Annotated in this window: 5 protein-coding genes; 3 read left to right on the plus strand and 2 right to left on the minus strand. The window is 42.2% G+C overall.

Translation table 11 applies throughout. From position 1 onward, the window contains the following. Nucleotides 1-242: 242 nt before the first annotated feature. Nucleotides 243-641: a hypothetical protein gene (locus tag TOL2_RS19350; protein WP_014958976.1), complete on the plus strand. Its 399-nt coding sequence runs from the start codon at nucleotides 243-245 to the stop codon at nucleotides 639-641. 185 nt (nucleotides 642-826) lie between these two features. Here TOL2_RS19350 and TOL2_RS19355 read toward each other — a convergent pair whose 3' ends face one another. Further along, nucleotides 827-12661: a type I polyketide synthase gene (locus TOL2_RS19355; RefSeq protein ID WP_014958977.1), complete on the minus strand. Its 11835-nt coding sequence runs from the start codon at nucleotides 12659-12661 to the stop codon at nucleotides 827-829. A 245-nt stretch (nucleotides 12662-12906) separates the two neighbouring features. Here TOL2_RS19355 and TOL2_RS19360 point away from each other — a divergent pair, with 245 nt between their 5' ends. Together TOL2_RS19360 and TOL2_RS19365 are read left to right on the plus strand one after the other, a co-directional pair. Continuing rightward, complete coding sequence (locus TOL2_RS19360) at nucleotides 12907-14391, plus strand: sigma-54-dependent transcriptional regulator (protein WP_014958978.1); 1485 nt, start codon at nucleotides 12907-12909, stop codon at nucleotides 14389-14391. 8 nt (nucleotides 14392-14399) lie between these two features. Then, a complete protein-coding gene (locus tag TOL2_RS19365) occupies nucleotides 14400-15296 on the plus strand; it encodes an acyltransferase (protein WP_014958979.1) in 897 nt (298 codons plus the stop codon). 5 nt (nucleotides 15297-15301) lie between these two features. Here TOL2_RS19365 and TOL2_RS19370 read toward each other — a convergent pair whose 3' ends face one another. Beyond that, complete coding sequence (locus TOL2_RS19370; RefSeq protein WP_014958980.1) at nucleotides 15302-17407, minus strand: FapA family protein; 2106 nt, start codon at nucleotides 17405-17407, stop codon at nucleotides 15302-15304. Nucleotides 17408-17431: the final 24 nt, after the last annotated feature.

The following is a 17431-nucleotide window of genomic DNA, read 5'->3' on the forward strand; positions in this document are numbered from 1 at the left end:
AAACAGGAACAAGGACAATCCATTAAGGAATCTGTCCTTGTTCTACAGTCTGTTGACTTGGTTTTGTTATCAACTTTTCCCATAAGCAGGCCCCCTGCCCGTTTTTTTGCCGTCTTATAAAATAAAAAATTTAATTCATTATTGAAGCGTATACGAGATTTATGGTATCTAATAATTTATAACTCTATCTTGTTTGTTCAGCAAAAAAAAAACAATCCCATAAACAATAAGGACGGTATGCCATGGATGAAGCAATCAAATTGTTAAGTATCAGCAGAGTGTTGGAAAAAATGATAAATCATACGGCAAATGACATTTTTTATACATACAGAGATATGTTTTTGATGATGGAAAACACCTACATTGTTCCAGCTGTCTGGGGTGCCATGGAAAACGGGGAACTGGACGAGACACAAAAGGAAATACACAAAAAAATAAAAAAACTGGTGAACGATTCAATATCAGCTCTTTTCATAAAAAATATGACTGACCCGCAGGCCTTTGCCATCAAGTATCTTGTAAACAGAACCATGATTTACACCATATCATACATGATTGAAACGACTAGAAATCAAGTATCCCAAGGGGCCATCACAGCCAATGACATGTTGACCAACCTGAAACCCATGGGAAATGCCTGAATCAAAACATGTGTTATCAACGCTTTTATAAGCGAACCTGAAAATAAAAAAAAAGAAATCAAATCGTAGGGTGAGATCGCCCGTTATGGAAAGGCGGCAATAAAAAGATGGCGACAAGTTAACATACGCCTCTGCCCGGTATTCCAGCCAGAGGCGTATGTATTTATGTATTCAGGAAAATATATTTACCTGACCGTTGAATCCACCTTTTCTTCTGAAAAAGAAAACTCAACCTGATCAGCGATCTGATCCTCGGAATCAAGCCGGTTGAGCTTCACCATTTCAAAGCTGTCCACCTCAATAAACACAACCCCTTTTTCATCCACCAGTGTCAGGTCATAGGTATTTGTCTCTTCACCTGAGTCTGTCTTTTGGGTGATGCAAAAATATTTCGTATGTTTTTCAACATCTTTATAAAATTTAAAGGATTTTATTTTATAAGGCAAAACAGTTCTTGAGGAGGTAAAAAACTCAAGAAGGCCGCCTGTCTGGAACATGGCATCCACAAGTATGGGGGCTGCCACAAAATTGGGATTTTTCACCCCTTTGAAAAACTCTTTGTTGCTGTTGTCTTGCACTGTTGTGACCAATGTCGTGCCGTCAAAGGAATTAATATCCGTGATGGTGTTGAAAAGCCCGAACATGAACAAGCGTTTGGGGTTATATACCAAAGTTTCCAGATCGCCTTTCCAGGAAACCGGTTTAAATTCCGGCAATTTGATCTTTTTTGTTTTTAACGGCTTTTGTGCAAACCTGTACTTGCCTTCATAATGAAGCTTTGGATCACCCATAACAACTCCGTTGGGATTTTTAAATACAGAAGTGATCCGGCAGTCAAACAGGCCGTCTTGCTCACGTTTTCCTGAAATCAGCAATTCTTTGGGACGTTGCTTTAACAATTTGATACCGTAAGGAATCTGAAAATCGGACAATTCCACAAAAAGGGCCTTGTCTTCGGACAGGGAACCTGCCACTTCAGCCATGGTTTCAATGCCTGTGGCACCAAGGAAAAGCGGCACACCGTCCATGGTATGATCGTGGAGGAAAAGATCCCTTTCAATATCCAGCACCCTTGAATAGGTCATGCCTGTATCGGTCTTTTCAACCGGGGTGTCCAGAAAAGGAAAAGCAATATCTGCAGGGTCACCCAAAATACCATCCTTGTCAAAAGAATAATCAAGGCCTGAAAAAACCATTTCAGACTCTGTTTTATCCAAAAGATCAGCCATGAAAAACTTGACTCCCTGATCCATGGGCAGAAACTGGATGCCTCTTTCCTCCAGAACCATTTTCACAGTTGGATTGGTTGCCATTCCCACCCCGCCCCAGGCAGTCCAGGCATATACTTTGTAGGTTCTTTCAGGATGAAGCTGTTTTTGCCTGAAAAGTGTTTTTCCAAGGAAATCATTGGCTGCTGTATAATCTGCCTGGCCTTCGTTTCCAAAACGGGCAGTGACCGACGAGAAGGTAAAGAAATATTTATAATCCCTGTCCTGAAAGGCTGCCAGAAGGTTTCTCATGCCCTTTACCTTGACATCCACCACCAGCTCAAAAGACCAGAGTTCCTTTTTGGGGATAAACTGACTCATCTCCATGCCGGCGGCATGAAAAACGCCGTCAATCCTTTCATATTTGTCCACCGTAGCTTTTACAGCATCGGCATCTGTTACATCAACACAATTGTATTCAACACTGACCCCCATGGACTGAAGGGTTTCAATATTGTCAATGGATTGTCGCACCCTCATCAGGCGATCCAAAGCCCGCTTGATTTCAACGGGTTTCACTCCCGGCATATCGGCTTTCAGCAGGGCCATAAGATCCGGCTGGGTGGATGCTTTATCCAGGTACTTTTGATCTGTGCTGTAAATATCATTGATATCCAGGATAATCAGGTTTGTTTTGTACTTTGTCACCACCTTTTTTATGATTTCATAAGTAATGCCGCCTGCTCCGCCCGTAACAAGCATCGTATCGTTATCGGATATGATTTGCTGCGTTTTATCTGCAATGGACGGTTTCATGGAGATGACATACCGTTTTTTATTCTTGTATCCCACCTCTACTTGTGTGTCATCAGATAAAAGCTCATTCAAGAACAGATCCGTAATCTTATCAACACTCTTTTTCGGATTTTTGTAGGAAAAATCCACCACCTTGACCATGGTGTCGGACAACTCCTTGTTTACCGTCTTCATAAGCCCAGAAAGCCCTGCAAACAGAGGATGAATATCACCGCACTCTTCCATATAAGGAAAAACAACCGAATCAAAGGATATGGTTCCAATTAGGGTCTCTTTTTGATCAAGGTTTTCAAACAAGCTTTTGATCATCACGAAAAAAGATTTAATGGTTGTGTTAAGGGCCTCATCCAAATCCCCTTTGGCATCAAAATAGCTGTCAAGTGGGGCCAAATGGATAAAACCGTTGATTTGCGGGTAGGCTTTTTTAAATTCTTCCACCCTTTTTTCCGTGGCCTTCACATCTGTCAGGTCAAAGGCGAAATCAGCGTCTTTGGCACCAATGGTAATAACCTCGCCCTGTTTTTGTTGTATTTTTTTGATAATCTCTTTGGCAAATCCGTGACTGTCAAGGGAGACAATGATCTTTTTGTCTTTAAAATCCTTGTCAGCCAGTTGCGGGACATCTGATTCACAGGCCCGGACAATCAAGCGCTTAATGGGGGATGCCGGATCAGGAAACTCATCGTCCGCCTTTGAAGGCGTAAGAATTTGCTTTGCCTGTGAGGCATCATCGCCTGCCGAAAGAACTGCTGGTTCCGCCTGGGGTGCTTGTGCCTTGCCTGACCTGTCCTTAATATAGTCGGCCAGCTTGGCAATGGTGTTCAAATCCCGGAGCTTTAAATCATCCGGTACTGAAAAACCAAAATGAGAAGCAACCTTGGCAAAAATTTCAACCTGTTTCACCGTATCTATCCCAAGATCAGCTTCAAGATCCAGATCATCTTCCAGCATGTCTTGTGTATACCCGGTCTGGGCTGAAATCACCTGTTTAACTATGAAAATCGCATCCTCTTCTTTTGCCGGTGCATCGTCAGCCACATGGATCGCTTCTGATGATTTTTCCTGTGTTTGCACTTCACCGGATATGTTTTCACCTGATGCACTCTCAGTTGCACCGCTGGTTCTGGATTGAACATACTCAGCCAGTTTGGCAATGGTGTTCAAATCCCGGAGCTTTAAATCATCCGGCACTGAAAAGCCAAAATGAGAAGAAACCTTGGCAAAAATTTCAACCTGTTTCACCGTATCTATCCCAAGATCAGCTTCAAGATCCAGATCATCTTCCAGCATGTCCGTTGTATAGCCGGTCTGTTCGGCAATCACTTCCCTGACCGTATCAACGACATTGGAAAAACTTTGAGCGGCAGCTGCTTTGACTTTTGCGGCCCCCTTTTCGGGCTGTGATTGACCGGGCTGTGTTTGACCGGACGGGTCGGGCTCAGTCTCGTTTTGTCCGGTCACATCCGTTCCAATCCTTATATGAACATAATCTGCAAGCTTTGCAATGGTGTTCAGATCCCGAAGCTTTAAATCATCCGGCACTGAAAATCCAAACGTGGATGAAATCTTTGCAAAAATTTCAACCTGCTTTACCGTATCAATGCCGAGGTCTGCCTCCAGATCCAGATCATCTTCCAGCATGTCAACCGTATACCCGGTCTGTTCGGCAATCACGTCTCTGATCATGGCAACCGCATTGGAGGGAACTTTTGCGTTTTGTAACGGTCTGGATTCTGATTTGACCGTATCCGATTTAACAAGATCAGACTGAATCACATCCGGTGTCACCGCAGCCGAATTTGCCGCAGACATACCAGCTCTTGTCTCAACATACTCTCCCAGCTTGTCGATAGTGTTCAGATCCCGAAGCTTTAAATCATCAGGTACTGAAAATCCAAAACGCGAAGCAATATTTCCAAAGATCTCAACTTGTTTTACAGTATCAATTCCAAGGTCTGCTTCAAGGTCCAGATCCTTTTCCAGCATATCTACCGTGTATCCGGTCTGCTCGGCAATAATTGTTTTAATTGCTGTAAAAATGGCAGCCTGGCCTGGTACGGCAACAGGATTTGCATCAATCTGTGCTGCTGTCTGTGCCACAACCGCAGCCGGGACAGCTATGGTCGGCTTGGCAGGAACAGCCTGGATTCCTGGGCTTTCAACTTTTCTTGTTTTCTTGGTTAACGAAGGCAAAGCTTCTCCTCCTGCCACGGCACACAAGGTATTGTCAATAATCTTCAGCTCGGGATTTTCCGATCCGGTGATCTTTTGTAACCAGGCCTGGTATCGGTCATTGCCTTTAACAGCATTTTCCTCCACCCGTTTGACAAACATAAAAGCAAAATGGGAACCAAACCCTGCAGCCAGGTGCAGGCCATATTCAGAATCAATCTTGTCCTGGCCTGAAAAACTGAGTTTCTTAAAATGCTCGGGAATTTTTTTCAGGTTGGCAATGGGAGGAGCTTTTCTTTTTTGCAGAGCTTTAACCAGGACAACGTCTTCCACGGCAGCACCCAGAGTATGGCCGGTAAACCCCTTTGTGTTGGATATGCAGATACTGTTCAGGTGTTCGGCAAATGTTGTCTCAAGGGCAGTGACTTCTGCATCAGCACTTCCTCCCCTTGCAGGCGTATATGTTTCATGAGACATAAACAATAATTTGTCGGCATAATCTTTTTTGCGCATGCCGTTTTGCTGTTCCACTTTTGTGATGAATTTATCCATCTCGTGGGACATATGGGGAACATCAATATTATAGGTGTGATAAGCGGAATTGGCAATATGAGTGCCCAGGATCTCGCACTGGCCGTTCATACCTCTTTTTTTTGCACAGGTTTCACTTTCAATTACCAGGCCAACTGCGCCCGAACCCAGAATGGTTCCGTTCCGGTCTTCATCAAAGGGTTTGGCAGCTTCGGACACACGTTTTTTAATGGTGGCTGCTCCAAGAGCCAGAAAGCCTGATCCCACCCACTGGTTCTGATTGGTGGAAGTTGCGTTTTCACCGCCCACCACAAGCACACGCTTGCATCGACCGACCCTGATCCAGTCTTCGGCTATGCCGATGGCAAGTGTGGTGGAAGCACAGGCGGAACTGACCAGCGTATTAGGTCCCTTGGCCTTGATGATCTGGGCCAGATGAGCTGATCCTAATGGACAGGCATTGGCAAGAAAATTACGGTCAAACTTGTAGGTGTCAAAATCCGAACGTTTTCTTGCTTTTGCCTTGAAAAACCAGTCTGTAAGGCGTTCTTTAATCTCCAGATCCTTGATTTTCTCCATGAGAAAATAATAGATATTTTCAAACTCTTCATAGGGTTTGAGAAATAATTTTTCATAAAAATATTTCTCCATCTCCGACATCAGGGTTTCCCCATTGGGCCATAAAGAGGTAATGATCACACCGGTTTCTTCCTGCATATCTTCAGGCAAAGCAAAGCCGTTGGGAATCATTGTCTTGCCGTCTTTCACCTTTTTATACTGCATCACCAAAGGTATGTTTGCATCTTTTAACGCCTCGATTCCGGCGGCAATACCCATACCCATGGTGATATCGTATTGTTCTTTAATACCGTATTCATCAGTCAGATCAAAATAGCCCAATTGTCCGGCCAGATGAATAACATCTTCGGTTTTGGTGATCTGGACAAACCTGGCATTACCATCAGGCTGTTTGTAGAGCTTGATGATATTCTTGTCTGTTATTTTTTCCTGTTCTTCAATTGTAAGAGAATCAATAAAATTTTCACCGTTTAAAATGGCATCAAAATTATCACTTGCAAAAACCCGTCTTGTTTTGCCTGGAAGGCCCACTGAAACCCCTGAAATCACAATTCTGTTGGTATTAAAATTATATCTTTCAATGGCCTCAATGGCGTTTTCACGCTGCTGGCGCTGATATTCCTTGAAAAGGATCTGATCAACCAATTTGCTGTTATTCAGCTTAAAGGATTCAAAATCTTCAGACATCTCTATTTGAGGCAGCTCCTCTTTGGGTTTTCCGGTAAATTTTGGTTCAACTGCCTGCACAGATTTTACCTCAAAAATGCTGTTGCAGTCTGCCAGGTATTTTCTACAGGCATCAAATGATTTCACCTCGCCTACTTTGGCATCCACGGATACGGCAGTATCATATTCCCCGATATTGATGTTTTTCAAGAGATTCACCAGCAGCCGTGAAGGCCCGATCTCTATAAAATGGGTTCTGCCGGATGCATACACATGTTCAATGGATTTGATAAATTCAACTGGCGAAATAATCTGTCTGGCTAAAAGGTCTTTGACCTCGGCCCGTCTTTCCGGATATGGTCCGGCAATGGTGTTGGAGATAATTCTTCCAAATCTTGTCTCATTAAAGGTAATGGTGTCCAGATAGGCTCTTAACTTATCCGAAGCATCTTTCAGCAACGGGGTATGGAAAGCACCGGTCAAATTCAGTTTTTTGTAAAAAACCTCCTGCTGTGTCAAAAAAGCACAGAATTTTTCAATCTCTTCGGCCTTGCCCGAGACAGCCGTCTGTTTTTCACTGTTTTTATTGGTGATATAAATATTGGAAACAAAAGATTTTCTGATCAAATGCTCTGTCTCTTTTTCATTTTTAAACACCACCATAATTTTTCCAGGAACCTTGAGAGTGGAATCATACATGAGATCCGAGCGTTTGATGATCAGGCGCATGGCATCTTCAAACCCGAGCATGCCGCTGCAGAACAGTGCTGTGTATTCTCCCACACTGTGACCGATAAAGTAATCCGGAGAAAACCCCTCCTGGGACAAACGGCTGTAAACAGCAGCAGACGACAGGAACACAGCAGGCTGGGTATTCTGTGTTGAATTAATGGCATCATCCGTGCCAAACATCATGTCCAGCAGGGAATATCCCCGTTGTTCAACAAAAATTCTTTCGCCTTTTTCCATCACCATTCTGATGTGGGCATCTTTTTCAAAAAGCTCTTTCATCATACGGCTTCTCTGTGCGCCCTGACCTGAAAGAAGAGCCACCATTCTCAATTTTTGACCCCTGTTGTCCGCTGAATAGGCATGATCAATTAATACGATATCATCCCCGGATGCTGCCTTGAATTGGGCTTCAATTACCGGCTGTTCTTTTTCAAGCACAGCAGGCAGAGTACTCATGATCATATGGCAGTGGTTGCCGCCAATGCCGTTGACATTGGACGCAAACCTGAAGGGCTGTCCCTTTGGCCTGACCTTTATCCGGTCCGCAGGTTTTAAAATTTTACTGTCATTTAAAATGGAATGTTCAGACTCATAATTAAAGTCAGGCAAAATTTTTCCCTTATGGTTCATAAGCATCAATTTTGCCATGGCAACTGCTGGATTGGCAGCCTTGAAATACCCGAACTGAGGCTTGACATTTCCACAATGCATTTCATGATCAAAACAATTTTCAACCACCTGTTTTTCAACGATATCCCCAAAAATATTGGAAAATGCAAACAGATCCAGATGCTGGATATCCTGCTTTCTGATGCCGCTTTTATGATAGGTTTCATTGATAGTGGAGACAAATGTTTTTTCCGAAGGCGAAAGCAGGTGATCCGGCACGCTTGAGCGCACTGCACAATCATTGATCTCACCCAGGATCTGCATATCATATTCCCGTGCTTTCTTATAAGTGGTCATCAAATGAATGGCTGCACCCTCACCCATCACATAACCGTCAGCCCTTGAATCAAAAAAGTTGCAGTCCCCTTCCGACAACAGTCCAAGACGCTTGAACGCCATGAGGACAGCCGGGTACAGGTTGCAGTCGACTCCGCCTGCAAGAACAAAATCAAGATCTTTGTGTTTCAGGTTCCGGGCGGCATTTCTCATGGCAATAAAGGACGAGGCACAGGATGCGTCAATCACATAATTGGCACCGTTTAAACCGAAATAATTGGCAATCCTGCCGGAAATGATGTTGGACAACAAACCCGGAGTGGTATCCTCGTTGTTCTCGGGAAAGGCGTTGCGGATAGATTCCACAAGTTGTTCGGAAAGACGTGTGCAGGAATCAGAGTCAATCTTGGAACAATTTTTAAGCAGATTGCCGACAAAGTGTTTTCGAACCCGGATAATATTTTTGCTCTGCCGCTCTCCTGCAATGGTGCCCAGGATGGTACCAACCTTGTTGGCAGCGCTTAACTGACCCAGAAGGCCTGAACTTTCAAGTGCTTCGTTGGCTGCCTCAAGTCCGAAAATCTGACCCCTTTCAATGGATTTGACCATCATGGGCGGCATCCGGTATTTCAGGTTGTTGAATTTATAATCTTTGACCACACCTGCATTGACTTTGGGAAGCCAAAAGGGAGATTTTTTATCAAGGCTTGAATACGCATCATTATCAAAATGAGAAGCCGGGATATCGGACAATTGTTTTTTTCCTGATTCAAGCTTTTCCCAGAACTCTTCGGTGTTTTTTGCACCCGGAAGAAACACTCCAAGGCCTGCAACCACAATGCGGTCATCATTAAAATCATAGGCTGTATCCGTAAAAATATCCCGGGGAACCGACTTGTAATTCTGTGTCATCTGCTCAACCACAATGTGGTAATTAATCCCCCCAAACCCATAAGACGAAACCGCAGCTTTCCTGGATGTTTTGCCGTCAGAAGACCATTCTTTGGCGTCTTTTACAATAAACAGGGAAGATTCTTCTAAATTATGATTTTTAGAAAGAGTTTCAAATTGCCCGTTGGGCGGCAGCATACCTTTGTTGACCGTTAATAATGCCTTTAAAATACCTGCTGAACCGGCACACCCCAAAAGATGTCCGATCTGGGATTTAATGGAACTGATACCGGCACCTGCATTTTTATAGACTGAATTCAAAGTCTCAAGCTCTGCCTGGTCACCAATCGTCGTGGATGTTCCGTGTGCTTCAATAAATCCGATATCTTCAGGTTTAATGCCGGGTCTTATATTTTCAAAACAGCGCTGTACACTCAATACCTGACCCGCCGGATTTGGTGCGGCAATGGCTTTTCCTTTGCCGTCGGAACTGGACCCAATGGAATTGATAACCCCGAAAATACGATTTTTGTCCCGGATGGCATCTTTCATTCTTTTTAAAACAAAAATAACCGAGCCCTCACCCAGGATAAACCCGCTTGCCCGCTCATCAAAAGGATATGACCCGACGCTGGACAAGGTTCCCATTTTTGCAAACCCGATAAAGGATTCCGGAGCCAGATGGGTATTGACCCCACCCACAATGACCTGATCATGGTCACCGCATAACAATTCACCGATTCCGGCATCAAGGGCGGTCACAGAAGAGGCACAGGCTGCATCAACAATGTAGTTTACACCCCTGATACCCAGGTGGCGGGCAATCCGTGAGGCTTCAATGTTTAAAAGCATGCCGTGAACCGGATCATATCCTGGATTTTCACCTTCCATACCTTCCAGCAGGGTCTGCTTTACGCTGAGTTTTTCTTCATCACTTAAGACCTGGTATTCATCTGTTTTTTCAATCATGGAAACCAGTTCCGGATACCAGTACTTGAGTTGAAGGTTGTTTCCCAGTTCATTGGAAAGGCAGGTGGCAACAATAACAGCAGTCCTTGAAGGGTCATCACATATAAGCTGGTTATTTTCGCCCAGGAGTCCGGCATTTTCAACTGCTTTGTATGCGGTCTGCAAAACCATTTGCTGGCTGCGGGACAATTTTTTTGCCTTTTCTTCGGCATACCCGAACCGTTCCAGGTCAAACTCAAAATCATCTATATGCCCGGCAAGGGTTGTGTATGTCTTGTCTTCAGCACTTCTGTCCGGGTCATAGTAAAGGTCATGGTCAAATCTTTCCTCGGGCATCCGGCTGATGGAATATTTTTTGCTCAGAATATTCTCCCACAGGCTTTCAGGGTCATGTGCATGCGGCAGTGTACACCCTATACCCACAACGGCGATCTCATCGTTGATTTTGTTTTTACGGCTTGAAAAAATTTCAAGAAAATTGACGTTTTGATAAAGGGTTGATTTGGCTTCAAAATATTTGTCATGGATCTGTTTGATGGTAACGGGCCGGTCAAAAAAGGCCAGGCTGTCCCCCACAAGAAAATTGCCTTTTTCCTTGTGTTCATCATCCTCAAACCATGTGTAATGCTCGGGGCCTGGATTTTTAAAATCCGGGATAAATCCTTTGGCACCAATGAGCAATGAGCCGATGTTTCTTTTTTCAAAAGCTCTTTTTCTAATCTCAAGACTCTCTTTGTCCTTGATCATCCGGGCTTCATTTTCCACCATCATCCTTGCAAATTCTGTTGGAGCGGTCCTGGAGGCCAATCCCAGGCTTTTGCCGATCAGCATGGTTTCGTTTTCTTTGAGAATAATATCCCTGTATTGCGGCTTAATGCATTTGGTTTCCACGATTTCATCGGCAAAAAGATAGGCGGTTCCCACCTGGATACCGATTTTAGCCCCTTTGGCTGCAAGAAAAGAGGCAAACCCTGAAACAAAAAAAGAGGCAAAGCAGGTGGAAATACCACCGGCAAATACCAGGTACAGATCTGACAAATCATATTCTTTATTGATCAAAGCGGCAATGGCAGCTTCCCACAGCACCATGCTGGAAAGGGTTCCCACATGGCCACCGGCTTCCCCGCCTTCAAAGATAAACCGTTTGCACCCGCTTTTCAAAGCATTTTCCATCATGGAAATTGAAGGAGTGTGAAGATAAGTTTTGGTGCCTGCTTTTTCAAGTTCCGCCACTTGGGAGGGAATCCCGCCGGCAAACAATGCATAGGGAACCTTATACTTTTTCACCATATCCAAGTGCTGTTTTACAGAAGGATTAAAGGCTTCAATACCCACAAGCCCTGCACCGAAATTATCCACTTTTCGGGCACCGTCTTTGAGCATATCATCTGCCAGCTGTTCAGGAAGACTTCCCACTGCAAAAAACGGCAAAGCCCCCTGTTCAAGAACCTTGTTTGCAAAATCAGAACTGTCGGAAATATTTGCCATGGGTCCCTGGATCAGCGGAAATTTCGTTCCTTGGGCTTCGGCAAATGCAGAGTCTGGTTTTACAGGGTCAAACTCATCAATAAAATTTAAATTTTCACCAATGGTTTTAAATAAGCTTGAAATAATATCACCCAGACAACTTGACTCTTTTATAAAGTCTTTTGCAAATATACCGTCCTGGCCCAGATAAAAAAGAGACTGGATAAACTGGACATCTGTTTTGTCAAATGCAGTCATATTATCTTCGATCAATTCATACAGTTTTTTTCTTCCCTGTGGATCATCAGCAAATTCAACTGCTTTGAGTTTCAGGTCTTTAACAATTTTAGTTCCCAGTTTTGCAAACACCCTGTAAATATCGCTGCCGTCAACCGTAATATCGGTGGAATCACTTTCATCCACCATTCCCAGAAGCTTTTTAAAATTATCCGATACCGGGGCTTCATCGGTCATGAGAAACTGGCTGTCCATGACAAGACCTGAGACACCGGCGGCAAACATGCCTGCTGCCGTATACTTTCCCACACCGCCATGAATGAACAGGGGCAGTCCGCTGTTTTTCAAATACCACTGCATCAAGATAAAAGAAGAATATTTTGACACCATTCCACCGGCTTCATTTCCTTTCAGGACAAGGGCATGGGGATCAACTGATTTAATCTTATCGTTGATATTAATATCTTTTATTTCAAGAACAATTTTAGTGTCTGCAAAATTGCTGAAATCCGCAGGTGTATCATCTTTTGAAAGAGGACAAACTAATAGATCAAGATTCACCATCTGCAGATGTTTGATTTTTTCGATCAGGTCTGTGTCATGATTTGAAAGTCGAATACCAAAACTTAATTTTTCTCTGGAAAGCAACCTGGCGTTTTGAAGGATCTCATCATGGGGTATAAATTCCGTATCAAATACCGGAAGAGCGCCAGCGTTGAAAATTTCTATAAAATACTTTATATCAAATACCTTTACCGGATTATAAACCATCAAAGGAAGTCTTGAATTCAGTATTCTTCTAATCATAAGTGTTTCTCCATAATTTTTTTGTTTTTTATTTCCACGGCACTACCATGGAAATCACATTGCGCCGCCTTATAATACAAATATTGTGCCAACACAAATCAAACATACAACATATTGAAAATATACAGTTTTTTTTACTATATCTTTTTTACGGCTTTCACATGACGATTTTTAACTTGCATTCTATGCATATGACATGTACAAAATTGCACATTATCAAAAAATACTCTTTTATGGAGAACCGAGTGAAAAAAGCAAAACTCAGTTCAGAAGAACACCATTTTTTCAGAACAGTCTATAATGCCGCTTTTGCAAATCCTTTCAGCGATTTGAGAGAAAAGCTTGATATTAAAATTGCAGGCCATTTTCCTTCGGCCTCACGAAGAGAAAGCAAAGACCTGTGCATAAATGAAGTGGACCACCGGATAAAAACTCTTGAAAGCCAGGGCCGTGCAGACATCAATGCGTTTCAAGGCCAGGACAAGGAGATCATTACAATTGTATTTTTGTTTGATATCTTTCACAAATTCAGAGATGAGTTTGATCAGCTGATAAAGGATCAAATCAAAGCTCAGGACATCCCGGTCAAGGTTCCGTTTGCCCCAAAAGCCATGGAAATGCTCCATAAAAAAGGATTTGACGACAAAAGCGTTTTCCATTATTTTGCCCTGTCCTACCAGCTCAGACGGGCTTTTTATTTTATTTCCAACTCCCTTGTGGGCAGCAGCCCGTGCATGAAAACACTGAAAAAACATTTATGGTACAATGTTTTCACTTATAATATAGATCTTTACAACAAATTCTTATGGAACAAAATGGAGGATTTTTCCACCCTGCTTTTAGGGGAAACCGGCACGGGAAAGGGTACGGCTGCCAAGGCCATTGGAAGAAGCGGATATATCCCCTTTGATGAGAAAAAACAATGTTTTGCCCAGAGCTTTACCCGGGCTTTTTCTTCGCTTAACCTTTCCCAGTATCCTGAAACCCTGCTGGAGTCTGAATTATTCGGCCACACAAAAGGTGCCTTTACAGGTGCAATGGAGGATTACCAGGGCGTGTTTGACCGGTGCAGCCCCCATGGTTCCATTCTTCTGGATGAAATAGGTGAGATCCCCAACCATGTTCAGATCAAATTATTACGGGTTCTCCAGGAAAGAACTTTTTCCCCTGTGGGAACCCATGAAACATCAAGATTCAACGGACGGGTCATTGCAGCGACCAACAGGCCCAAAAAGGATATTCTTGACGGCAAGGTGTTCAGGGACGATTTTTATTACCGGCTGTGTTCTGATATCATTGAAGTCCCGCCTCTGAGTATCAGGATCAGAGAAAAACCTTCCGAACTCGATGACCTGCTTGATTTCACAATACAAAAAATGACCGGCACCCGTTCTGAAAAATTAATTCTAAAAGTCAAAAGAATTATTGACCGACGGCTTGGAAAGAATTATCAATGGCCTGGAAATGTACGGGAACTTGAGCAATGCGTTAGAAGCGTTTTGTTGCGGCGGGACTATCGAGGCAAACAAAAAGATGACAAAGAAGCCGGGTCACTTACCCAGGAACTGATACAGGGAATTTCAAACCTTAACATCTCTGTTCCGTTACTGGTATCAGGATATTGCAGGCTCTTGTATGAAAAATTCGGCACCTATGAAAAGGTGGCAAAGCTGACAGGACTGGACAGACGAACCATAAAAAAACATATTATAAATTTTAAAAGAGATTGAAAAAATTTATGCTCTATTTTTTACCCCACTCACTCAAAGGCATTTTATCCCTGATACTGTATACATTAAACACCGTCTGCTTGACACCTCCATTGATTTTGCTGGCGTTGTTTAAATTTTTTATCCCGGTTTATTGTGTTGTTGTTATTATTGACAACATACTGATATCCATTGCCAACCTCTGGATAGATATTAATTCATTCAACTCAAAACTGTTTTGCAAAATAAACTGGGATATCAGGGGGCTTGGAAACCTGAAAAAAAAAGAATGGTATCTTGTTATTTCCAACCACCAGTCCTGGGTTGACATTTTAGCATTGCAGACCATTTTGAACAAAAAAATCCCCATGCTGAAATTTTTCTTAAAACAGGAACTGATCTGGGTCCCGTTTTTAGGGCTGGCCTGGTGGGCTTTGGATTTTCCATTCATGAAACGGTATTCAAAAAAACAATTAACAAAAAAACCCCACCTGAAAGGCAAAGATCTTGAAAGGACAAAAAAGGCCTGTGAAAAATTCAAACACACGCCAATCTCCATCATCAATTTTGTTGAAGGAACCCGACTCACTCCCCGGAAAAAAGGAGCCCCAGACAATCATTTTACGCATCTTTTAAATCCAAAAGCCGGTGGAATAGCCTTTGTTTTAGGCTCTATGGGAGACTATTTTCATAAAATCATTGATGTCACAATTGTCTATCCGGATGAGATTCCAACATTCTGGGACTATATTTCAGGCAGGGTCAATAAAATAATTATTGATTTTGAAGTTATCCCCTTAACCGATTTTCCGACCGGGGATTATTTTAATGACACTAAGTATAAGGATCAGTTTTTCATGTGGTTGAATTCATTATGGCAAAAAAAAGACGATAAAATAAAACAATTAAAAGCAGATAAAATTTAATTTGTTTAAATAGATACCACCTGCATTTCATAAATATTCTGGCCGTCATCAGTTTTGGATACAACTTCCATGATTTTTGCATACCTCATCAGATCCATCACCCGCTTTTCACTGTGATTGCCTATAATACGGGTTTCCGGCATGATCACCCCGTCAACAATCACGACCGGATTACCCGGCTTATCCTTTGTCCACGCAATAAGATTGGTTCTCTCATCAATAAGTTTATCACGTCTTTTTTCTAAAATTTTGATTTCCCTGTTTTGTTTTTTCATTCTTTGTTCAAGCTTATCTGTTTTATCAAAACAAGCATTCAAAATTCCTTCAGCTTTTTGGGCATTTGCCCTTAACGTATCAATTCTCTTGCTTAATTCAGCAATGGCCTGGTAATCTTCCGTATTTTTTTCCATCAAAGAAATTTTTAAATTAAGTTCCTTTTCCTCTAATTGAGATCTATCCTGAATATGGGCAAAATCTACTATTTTCTTTTGAACGGCCACATTTTTCTGCTTTAATTTTTCTTTGTCTTTCCGGTGTTGTTCTGCCTGCTTTTCCAGCTGTTCAACCTTTTTCCTATTTTTTTCCAGTTCCTTTTCACAAAACACGTCATTGCCGACTCTTATGACGCTGGAGCAGGCCATTTCAGTTCCGATATTCCTGGCTTTCACCCCCATTTTGGCTGAAATTATTGAAGACATGAGTTTTCCGTTTTCAATCACGCAGCTTCCAGAACAATCTATATTCGAGTCAACAATCTCTTTTTGAATCACAACACTGCCCATGCACAAAATTTTTGAATTGTGGACAAACCTGGCATAAACATTTCCACGGGCATAAATATTGGCTTCATTGATACCGCCTGCAATTATTACATCGCCTTGAGCTGTTATAATGCCGCCATCCAGTTCAATAGCCTTAATATCATTGCCTTTTACTCTAAAGCCAGCTTTAATACGCCCTTTGACATTGATATTTCCGTCATAATTAATATGGCCGGTTTCATAATCCACATCTCCTTCGGTAATATACTCGCCATAAACAAAAACATGACCGGACAGGCTGTATTTAGGATATCCAGTAACTTCCGCAATAACCTTAAATCCATCCTCTGAAATCTTTGCGCCTTTTCCGAATTTCAAGGCAATGTCTTTTACGGGTATCATTTCAATTTGATCGCCAAAAATAGTCTGACCGTGTCTTGATTCAAGCATGGGAATTTTTTCAGCAAGCACTGTACCTTCTTCAACATGCGGTGTTTCACCCCGATCTTTAAAATCAACAGTACCGTCTAATTTAAATCCACCTGATTTTAAATAATCCGTATTAAAAAAGAATTCAATACGGGCATCTTTGCCCTGGATAGGAGTAATACCCTGGGCAACCCTGAAAGATTTCTTCTTAAACCCACTGGAATTAATAAATCCTAAAATCATTTTATCATCAACAATTCCCAGGACAATGCCTTTATCAAACAAGGCCTCATGTATTTGTGCAAGAGTAATATTTTTATCAAAGGATTCTGTTTTTGTTAAAAATGCCGACATAAAATCTTTGGAAATTTCAAGCTTGATTCCACCGTCAATAATTTCAGGTATCAGCAAAATACCTTCATCTTCTTCAAGCCTGGATGAATTTTCATCAGGGATATTTTTATTCTCTTCTTGGTCGAATGTGCTTTTGGTTTTCTTTTTGAGTCTTTTTTGCAGTTTTAAGATATCGTCACGCTGTTTTGGAGTTAACATACCCGCTTCCACAAGCAGGTCGCCAATAAGGCGAGGAGATTTTCTGCTCTTTATATCATTTTCCTGTTCTTCCAGAGCCAATTTTAAAACACTTTTATTAATAAATCCTTTCCGTATGGCAACAGCACCGAACTTGAATTCTTTTTGCCGCATTTCAAAAGCTTTTGCCACCTGTAAAAGCCTTTCCATATTTTGTGAAGAGATAAGCTTATTGAATAAAAAATACTTTTTCAACGCTGCCTGGTGATCCTTTGCACCAGAACACTGAGACATCCCCTTTTGAAGATCTTCCTTGTTGATCATAAAATTCTTAACCGCCAAAAGACCTATTAATGGAATTTTCAATTTATCATGACTGTCTTTGGTCATACTCTCTCCGTATAACTGCCAAGG

It is taken from the genome of Desulfobacula toluolica Tol2 (assembly GCF_000307105.1).
GTDB classification, from domain to species: domain Bacteria; phylum Desulfobacterota; class Desulfobacteria; order Desulfobacterales; family Desulfobacteraceae; genus Desulfobacula; species Desulfobacula toluolica.

Coding starts and splice junctions, on each gene's coding strand:
- TOL2_RS19350 (WP_014958976.1), top strand. CDS start 243: ATGGATGAAGCAATCAAATTGTTAAGTATCAGCAGAGTGTTGGAAAAA.
- TOL2_RS19355 (WP_014958977.1), bottom strand. CDS start 12,661: ATGATTAGAAGAATACTGAATTCAAGACTTCCTTTGATGGTTTATAAT.
- TOL2_RS19365 (WP_014958979.1), top strand. CDS start 14,400: ATGCTCTATTTTTTACCCCACTCACTCAAAGGCATTTTATCCCTGATA.
- TOL2_RS19370 (WP_014958980.1), bottom strand. CDS start 17,407: ATGACCAAAGACAGTCATGATAAATTGAAAATTCCATTAATAGGTCTT.